General features: G+C 55.3%; 7 protein-coding genes. 2 read left to right on the top strand and 5 right to left on the bottom strand.

The window, feature by feature from the left end; all coding sequences use genetic code 11:
* Positions 1-734: 734 nt before the first annotated feature.
* Both ABJF76_RS10085 and ABJF76_RS10080 read right to left on the bottom strand, forming a co-directional pair.
* Positions 735-1,808 carry a P-loop NTPase gene (locus ABJF76_RS10085; protein ID WP_413821226.1) on the bottom strand — a complete coding sequence of 358 codons (1,074 nt, stop codon included), beginning with the start codon at positions 1,806-1,808 and terminating at the stop codon, positions 735-737.
* On the bottom strand, positions 1,795-1,989 hold the full coding sequence (locus ABJF76_RS10080) for a hypothetical protein (protein WP_413821225.1): 195 nt from the start codon (positions 1,987-1,989) through the stop codon (positions 1,795-1,797). Before ABJF76_RS10080 ends, ABJF76_RS10085 begins: the two co-directional genes overlap by 14 nt.
* Positions 1,990-2,034: 45 nt before the next feature.
* On the opposite strand from ABJF76_RS10080, the gene ABJF76_RS10075 reads away from it, so the two are divergent.
* On the top strand, positions 2,035-2,265 hold the full coding sequence (locus ABJF76_RS10075) for a DUF1127 domain-containing protein (protein WP_413821224.1): 231 nt from the start codon (positions 2,035-2,037) through the stop codon (positions 2,263-2,265).
* A 633-nt stretch (positions 2,266-2,898) separates the two neighbouring features.
* Here ABJF76_RS10075 and ABJF76_RS10070 read toward each other — a convergent pair.
* Positions 2,899-3,591 carry a sulfotransferase family 2 domain-containing protein gene (locus ABJF76_RS10070; RefSeq protein WP_413821223.1) on the bottom strand — a complete coding sequence of 231 codons (693 nt, stop codon included), beginning with the start codon at positions 3,589-3,591 and terminating at the stop codon, positions 2,899-2,901.
* A gap of 401 nt (positions 3,592-3,992) precedes the next feature.
* On the bottom strand, positions 3,993-6,416 hold the full coding sequence (locus ABJF76_RS10065; protein WP_413821222.1) for an ATP-dependent helicase: 2,424 nt from the start codon (positions 6,414-6,416) through the stop codon (positions 3,993-3,995).
* A 171-nt stretch (positions 6,417-6,587) separates the two neighbouring features.
* On the opposite strand from ABJF76_RS10065, the gene ABJF76_RS10060 reads away from it, so the two are divergent.
* A complete protein-coding gene (locus tag ABJF76_RS10060) occupies positions 6,588-7,727 on the top strand; it encodes an alpha-hydroxy acid oxidase (RefSeq protein ID WP_413821221.1) in 1,140 nt (379 codons plus the stop codon).
* Here ABJF76_RS10060 and ABJF76_RS10055 read toward each other — a convergent pair.
* The coding region (locus ABJF76_RS10055; protein ID WP_413822562.1) for a glutamine amidotransferase-related protein at positions 7,724-8,048 on the bottom strand (325 nt) is incomplete at its 5' end. The genes ABJF76_RS10060 and ABJF76_RS10055 overlap by 4 nt on opposite strands.

The raw sequence follows: 8,048 nt of genomic DNA, 5'->3' as shown, positions 1-8,048 counted from the left end.
TGATCAACTCGCCGCCACTGTCCCGTCTAGCGGGATGTCCAGCTGCGCGCGCCACCTGGGGGGATGTCTGCTCGCTCGCGCGCCGGATCTCGTTGTCTGATGAAAGCGAGGTGCCTGTATGAAACCTGCTAGAGTTTTATTTTTAATCGGGGTCGTTTGGTGCCCCTTGGTCTCGTTCTCATCCGATGAACAATGGATGCCATGGGAATTGATGGTACGCAATGGTTTTTTGCGGGCGATACGTGTTGAACCTTAGAGAGATAGCGCCAAGATCATTAGAGAATGCAGCAGAATCCGATCTCATTACAGCCAATGCTGTGGAAAGGAAAAAATGGAACACTATATATAGACAATCCAGATCGCTGCCACGTCGACCCATAAATTCCCAAAAAAATTTGAATTTATACCAAACGCCTAACATGTTCTATTTATGTTCTCAAGGAATTTCCAGCCAAACCGGTGAAACTCGCCAAAATTGATTCGAATCAACTGGCAAACGGCGCCCTTGGACCATGAAATCCCATAGTCCTACCCCGGACGCCCCATCAAAACCCAAAATCAAACGGAAATCTTGTGCGCACAGCTTTGACACGCCGACGGAATGCTCCGACGCGACAACAAGAATAACGATGAGACATGAAAAAAGGCGCATCATGAGCGATGCGCCTTTCAACAATTTTTAACCGTTACTTATCTAGGGGACGCAGCGGCCCTTGCGATCCGCCTTTTGGACGTTAGGCCATTCCGCCCTTAATCAACCCCTCAGCGATGCGCGCATAGGCTTGCGCCATCGGCCCGTCCCCTGCGGCAATCGGTGTGCCACCGTCGCCCGCCAACCGGGTATCCAGATCAATCGGTAATGCGCCAAGCAGGGGCACGCCCATCTTGTCGGCCTCTGCCGCAACGCCACCTTGCCCAAAGATCTGATGTTCGGACCCACAATCGGGGCAGACAAACATCGACATGTTTTCGATCAAACCCAGCACGGGCGTTTTCAGAGTCGCAAACATATCAAGCGCTTTGCGTGCATCAATCAGTGCCACGTCTTGCGGAGTGCTCACGACAATTGCGCCGCTGATTTCTGACTTAGTACATAAGGTCAGTTGCACATCCCCTGTTCCGGGCGGCAAATCGACCAACAATACGTCCAACTCGCCCCACTGCACCTGCCCCAACATCTGCTGCAATGCGCCCATTAACATAGGGCCACGCCACACGACGGCTTTGCCCTCTTCCATCATAAAGCCGATGGACATGAGCGTAACGCCGTGGGCCTGCAAAGGAATGATGGTTTTTCCATCGGGGCTGGCGGGGCGTTTGTTGACGCCCATCATGCGTGGCTGGCTAGGGCCGTATATATCAGCGTCCAAAAGGCCGACCTTGCGCCCTGCCCGTGCCAAGGCCACTGCAAGGTTTGATGACACTGTGGACTTGCCCACGCCGCCCTTACCAGACCCGATGGCAAGGATGCGCTGGACGCCTGCTGGCTTTGTCGGCCCCTCTTGCGGTTTGGGGTGCCCACCGATTTTAAGGCTCGGGGGCGCGCTTGGTTTGGGGGCTGGGCCATGGGCCGTCAGTGCGACACGCACCTGATCGACGCCGTTCAGTTCACGCACAGCCGCTTCGGCGGCGGCACGGATGGGTTCCATGCGGGCGGCAAGCTCTGGCGAAGGGGCTTCGATGATGAATTGCACCGCCGCACCATCAATTTGCACCGCGCGTATCAGATCGCGCGACATAAGATCGCCGCCATCAGGCATTGCGATCCGGCTAAGAGCCGATTGGATTTCTTCTTTAGTTGTCGACATGGCGCGTTTCTCCGCTGAGGTGCCGCAATATCTGGCAGATTTTGACGGGCGCGCAAGGGGTCTGCACGGCATCCGGGAAACGTGATGAACTCATAAGCACTATGCCCACATTTTCAACGCGCAGCCCATGCAAATGCTGCATAGCGGCATTGCCGAACCAACTATTGTGCATCTGCAGCATTTGCCTATCTTTGGATCAACGGAAACGAAACATGAGGCGAAAACGATGGCCTACTACAATGACGTTACACGACGCTCCGATCTGATTGAGCGCATCCTAACATCCGCCGGAAACTATCTGGCGACCGCAGCAGAACGCCGCGCAAAATACCGCGTATACAAAACAACCATCCGCGAATTGGATATGCTGAGCAACCGTGAATTGGCCGACTTGGGCCTGCACCGTTCCGAGCTGAAGCGCGTAGCGTGGGAAGCGGCAGAAAACACCACTCGCTGAACGTACGACGAAACACTGCGCATAAAGCGCAAAACAGATCAGGTGTCCCTCTCCTCCTCCCTGGGGCATCTGTAATTGGCGGCGGCGCCTATCCTCCTCCCAGGCGTCGCCGCACCTTTTATTCCTTGCGCCTCAAGCGGCGCAAAACAGATACATCGACGTTGGTCTCCTCCCTGACCCATCCGGTGTTGTAAATGCGGCGGCTCCTTTCCTCCTCCCTGGGGCTGCCGCGCCTAATACCGCCCTTTACACGGGGCACACAGCGACACATCGCGCGGGCGGTCTTCCTCCTCCCTGACCTAACGTTGCGATGCTGAAGAGACGGCGGTCCCTCCTCCCTGGGGCCGCCGTTTTCGTTTGAACCGTGTGTGCAAAGACAAAAAGACAAACAATGGCCCGCATTGATTGAACATGAAGCCAAACGATCAATGCCGAGAGTTTGGACGGCCCCGCTCCGGAAAAAGCCATTCCATTTAGGAACGCGAATAAGTCCGAGGAACGTGCAGCTGCAAAGCAAATCGTTGGCACAGATTGAACAGGATCGCTCTGCGCCTCAAGGGGTCATCCGGCGTCTTCGCATGAACGGATTGAACGACCACGAGACGCTCGAAAATTAGCGCCTTCTGTCTGGGCCTATGGATCGAATTTATAGTTGAACGCCTGGATGTCAGCTTTATACAACTCCGCGATACGGTCCCGAAGGTCCGGCGTGTAATATTCCTGAAATGGGCGTTTATCTTCGCTTACATTCCGACGCTCGAATTCATCTTCTTTAGGTATCTCAAGATGCTTCAAAATCGTCATGAGATCCGCCTCGAACCGTTCAAATCGGCCCAAAAAATCCATATCATCGACGGGGATCAAACGCGTTTGCAACCGATAATGAATATTGCAGGTCGCCAAGTTCTCAGTCTCGAGAAAGTCGACGAATTCTTCAAACTCACCGGTTAAGTCCTCGAATTTTGGGAATTTTTTTCTTTCAAGATCTAATTCCCGTATGACCTTAACCTTGTTGTACCAACATGAAACAATTCGGTCCCACGGGTTACGCACAAAGGCAAACTTGAAATAGTCTTTAAATGCGTCTGTATCGTAGGAAAATTTGAACCCTTCACGTAAATGATAGGTGACGCCCAAGCTGTCCAACGTACTAAGTGTTGTCCGAGTGCCCACTTTTGCAACCCTGAACCACATAAATTTGGGCGATTTTCCAATCGTTATCCCGTGGCTAGGCCCTTCTGTCGGAAATTGTCGCTTCAAGAAGGGCCTAACATCTACGTCAGGTCTATCTCTAAATTTGCTTTTTTTTTCGTCATTTTTCTTCATTGCTCGCCTCTAATATTCAAAGCTTCTTTGCCAAGCCTATACCAATTTCGGAACACACAATTAACAACCCGTTTTCAGGAGTTAAACAGTCTTTGCTCTTCGCAACTGCCCGTCTTCGAAACCCCAAAGGGTCAAGACTATTGCGACGAAACCGCCATTGATAGCCGCGACAGGAAGTCCGTTTCGAATCTGCCTTGAATGTCGTGTTGGCAAGCCCAAAATCTTGTTTCCATCAACACTCACGCCGCATCTGTCTGCACTCTAGGCAAGATCATATAACCACTATGCTTGACGTGCAACACGATGACGCAGGACGCACGAGCGACGTGTTGCCAACCCCAGCGAGCAAGGCGACCATGAGAGCTTGCGCCAGAGTGCTGCCACGACAAGATCACAAGATATCAAAATGGAATATCGTCACACCCCGAAATAAACCGCGACACGACTTTCTTTAAGCCCGCTTTGTCAAAGTTGATCTCTAGCTTGTCGCCTTCAACACCAACAACCTCGCCATAGCCGAACTTTTGGTGGAACACCCGTTCGCCCATGGTGAAGCTGGACACAGCCGTCATGTCAATCACTGTGTTGCGCGCCTCAGAGGGTTGCGACACAGGGCGCGCGTTTGATCGCGCCTGCAACCGCTTCCAGCCGGGCGAGTTGTAAACATTCGCATCAGCCGCGGCCTTGTGTAGGCCCGACTCCCTCGTTGGTGCTGCGGCCCCAAATCCACCCCCATAAAGACCAGGGGGCGTCAGGACATCCACGTGTTTTTCCGGCAATTCGTCAATGAACCGCGACGGCATCGACGATTGCCATTGCCCAAACACCCGGCGATTGGCGGCAAACGAAATGGTGCACACGTCCTCGGCCCGCGTGATGCCCACATAGGCAAGGCGGCGTTCTTCCTCGAGGCCCTTGATCCCGCTTTCATCCATGCTGCGTTGCGAGGGAAACAGGCCATCTTCCCAACCCGGCAGGAACACCATGGGAAACTCAAGACCCTTGGCGGCGTGCAGTGTCATGATTGACACCTTGGCCCCCGCCTCTTCGGTTTCGTTGTCCATAATCAACGACACGTGTTCCAGAAACCCTTGCAGGTTTTCGAACTGTTCCAATGCCTTGACCAGTTCCTTGAGGTTCTCAAGCCGCCCTGGCGCTTCGGGTGTTTTGTCGTTTTGCCAATGCGCGGTATAGCCGGACTCATCCAGAATAACCTCAGCCAACTCCATGTGGCTGATGGGCGGCGGGCCATATTCCGTGCGCAGTGGCACAATGCCCTCGTCGATGACGCTGTCGTCTTCGACCATCTCAATACGCGGCCCACGCAACTTGCTGTTCCAACGCACGATGCCGTCCACAAGGGTGCGCAATTCCGCGCCGCCCTTGCCCTTGATCAACCCTTGATCGACAGCAATCCGGGCGCCTTCCACAAGGCTGACCCCATTACTGCGCGCTGCCACTTGAATGGTTTGCTGCGCCTTATCACCAAGGCCGCGTTTGGGCGTATTCACGATGCGTTCAAAGGCCAGATCATCGTCCGGACTGACAACCACCCGAAAATAGGCCATCGCATCGCGAATTTCGAGGCGTTCGTAAAACCGTGGCCCGCCAATGACACGGTAAGGCAAGCCGATGGTCAAAAACCGATCCTCAAAGGCGCGCATTTGGTGGCTGGCGCGCACTAAAATGGCCATGTGATCCAGCGATACAGGGTCCATCCCGCGCGTGCCGCGTTGCGCGGATTCAATCTCGTCACCGATCCAGCGCGCTTCTTCCTCGCCGTCCCAATGGCCGATCAAGCGCACCTTTTCGCCGCCCTCTTTGTCGGTCCACAGGGTTTTGCCCAGACGATCTTCGTTACCGGCAATCACACCACTGGCAGCCCCCAAAATATGCGGGGTCGATCGGTAATTCTGTTCCAAACGCACCACATGGCTGCCCGGAAAATCCTTTTCAAAGCGCAGAATATTGCCAACCTCGGCCCCGCGCCACCCATAGATCGACTGGTCGTCATCGCCAACACAGCAGATGTTTTTGTGCCCCTGCGCCAGCAAACGCAGCCACAAATATTGGGCCACATTCGTATCCTGATATTCGTCCACAAGGATGAACTTGAACCAGCGCTGGTATTGCGCCAACACGTCCTCGTGGGCCTGAAAGATCGTGACCATGTGCAACAACAAATCGCCAAAATCACAGGCGTTCAGTTCCTTGAGGCGGGCCTGATACTGTTCATACAGCTCAACGCCTTTGTTGTTGTAAGCACTGGCATCGCTTGCAGGCACTTTATCGGGGGTCAGCGCGCGGTTTTTCCATCCATCAATGATGTTGGCCAGCATGCGCGCCGGCCAGCGTTTGTCGTCGATGCCAGCCGCACGGATCAACTGTTTCATCAAACGGATCTGATCGTCAGTGTCCAATATCGTGAAATTCGACTTGAGGCCCGCCAGTTCGGCATGGCGACGCAACAGTTTCACACAAATCGAATGGAACGTACCCAGCCATGGCACCCCTTCAATCTGACCACCCAGCATGGAACCCACGCGGTTTTTCATCTCACGCGCAGCTTTGTTGGTGAACGTCACTGCCAAAATCTCGTTCGGACGAGCGCGCCCGGTATTAAGCAAATGCACAATTCGCGCCGTAAGCGCGCGCGTCTTGCCCGTACCGGCACCGGCCAGCATCAACACAGGCCCATCGGCCTTTTCCACCGCTTCGCGCTGCGCCGGGTTTAACCCATCCAAATAGGGCTGCGGGCGCGCGGCCATCGCACGTGCGGACAGGGATGCGCCCTCAAAGGCGTCAAATTCATCAAAGCTGCTCATGACCAATAACCTAAACCGGAGCACGCAAAAGGGAAAGGCCGATGTTCGCGCGTTGTTCCTCTCTTTTCATTGTTCCCTAAAACTCCGGGGGAAGCGCCCGAAGGGCGATGGGGGCAGAGCTCCCGAACGCCAAGACTTGCCGCGACCGACACTCCCCGACATAGTGACAACATGGATCTAAATTCCCGCTTCCCCGCCTTAAGTGACCTGCGCAATCGCGCCCAAAAACGTATTCCAAAGTTTGTCTGGGAATACCTCGATAGCGGCACAGGGGTCGAAGCGACACGCGCGCGCAATCGCACAGCATTGGACCGCGTTGGCTTGCTGCCGTCCGTCCTGCACGGCGAATTCGAACCAGACCTGTCCACAACGATTTTTGATCAAAAGACGCCCCTGCCCTTTGGTATTGCGCCTGTCGGCATGTCAGGCCTGATGTGGCCCAATGCCGAAGCCCTGCTGGCCCAAGCTGGCGCACGCCTTGATATTCCTTATTCCATATCTACGGTCGCCACTGCCTCCCCCGAGGACGTAGCAGGCGATCTCGGCCCGCACGCATGGTTCCAGATGTACCCGCCTCGTGACGAAGGGATCAGGCGCGATATGTTGGACCGCGCGCGCAAGTCAGGCTTTAAGACGCTGGTGCTGACCGTCGATGTGCCCGTGGCCTCGCGCCGTGAACGCCAGACGCGCTCTGGTTTGACCAATCCACCCCGTTTGACACCACGCCTGTTGGCGCAGGTGGCGATGCGGCCCACATGGGCGCTTGGCATGGCCCAGCGCGGTATGCCGCACATGCGGATGCTGGATGCCTATACAACTGCGGCCAGCACCAACCTGCCCGTCACAGCCCATGTCGGGTATTTGCTGCGCACCTCGCCCGATTGGGACTACGTCAAGTGGCTGCGCGATGCATGGGATGGGCCCTTTGTCGTCAAAGGCATTTTGCGCGGCACCGATGCGGCCCGACTGGAAAGGCTGGGGGTTGATGCCATTTGGGTGTCAAACCACGCGGGACGGCAATTTGATGCCGCGCCCGCCACTATCGAGGTGCTGCCCGCTATCCGAAGCGCAACCCGTTTGCCCATCATTTTTGACAGCGGAATCGAAGGCGGTCTTGATATCCTGCGCGCCATCGCGTCGGGTGCGAATTTTGTGATGCTCGGGCGCGCGTGGCACTATGCTTTGGCCGCTTTGGGTGCATCTGGACCAGACCATCTGGCTAAGATCCTAAAGGCGGATTTGGAATCCTGCATGGGCCAATTGGGCGCGCGCACTTTGCGCGATCTGCCCAAACCCTTTGTGCTAGATTAAGGCGCCCACGTCAGAAAATTGCGGATCATGCGCAGACCGACATCTTGGCTTTTTTCTGGGTGAAATTGCATGCCCAACTTGGTCCCCGTGCCCACCACAGCCGTAACATCGCCGCCGTATTCCACATGCGCCAAACGCAAGGCGGGGTCTGCGACCTCAAAGTGGTAAGAGTGCACAAAATAGGTGTGATCACCACTTTTCACGCCGTCAAACACCGGGTGATCCGTATTCAGGACCAAATCGTTCCAACCCATATGCGGCACTTTTAACGCGGGGTCCGCAGGCGCAATCGGCACCACTTCGCCTGCGACCCAATCAAGG

The organism is Tateyamaria sp., from assembly GCF_039940735.1.
Classification (GTDB): domain Bacteria; phylum Pseudomonadota; class Alphaproteobacteria; order Rhodobacterales; family Rhodobacteraceae; genus Tateyamaria.
The sequence above is the reverse complement of the archived record's forward strand: the minus strand, read 5'-3'. Positions and strand labels throughout refer to the sequence as shown.